Origin of the sequence: Myxococcus sp. CA039A, assembly GCF_013336645.1 — a bacterium.
Classification (GTDB): Bacteria; Myxococcota; Myxococcia; order Myxococcales; family Myxococcaceae; genus Myxococcus; species Myxococcus llanfairpwllgwyngyllgogerychwyrndrobwllllantysiliogogogochensis.
The window spans coordinates 1-473 of the sequence record NZ_JABUMQ010000757.1; the positions used below are offsets into that span (position 1 = coordinate 1).

Annotated in this window: 1 protein-coding gene; it reads right to left on the reverse strand. The window is 63.4% G+C overall.

Annotated features, from left to right (window positions below; genetic code table 11):
• Positions 1-454, reverse strand: a 454-nt coding sequence (locus HR086_RS47445) for an oleate hydratase (RefSeq protein ID WP_373564462.1), incomplete at its 3' end; no start/stop codon positions are given.
• Between the last annotated feature and the right edge of the window lie 19 nt (positions 455-473).

Consider the following 473-nt stretch of genomic DNA (forward strand, 5'->3'; position numbering starts at 1 on the left):
CGCTGACGATGCCGCCGGTCACTACCTTGCCACTGAACGGGTCGCGCTTGGCGATCTTCTGGATGTAAGCCGGAATGCGCGCATCCAGCGTCGTCACTGTCGCCGATTCCCACTTGGTCTGCGGGATATGCGCGCCGAACACATCCGGGCGCCCGAACGCCGCATCCTTCGCGGCGATGCGGCGCCACAGGTCCCAGGCCGGCGCCGGTCCTTCGTTCAAACGCGCCGCGGTGTGGTGATCGCCATTATCCGAGTTTTCGGTCAGCGAACCGATCGTCATGAAAACAAGATCATCGGCGCCCAGATCCACGCCATCGGCTACACCATCACGCATCCAGTGGATACGCGTGGCCTGCTTGCGGCCCGGCTGCAGATCGAAGTCGACGTCGGTCACCTCGGTGCCGTACTGGAACACCACGCCCTGGTCCCGCAACCACTTCACCAGCGGCAGCACCAGCGATTCATACTGGTTG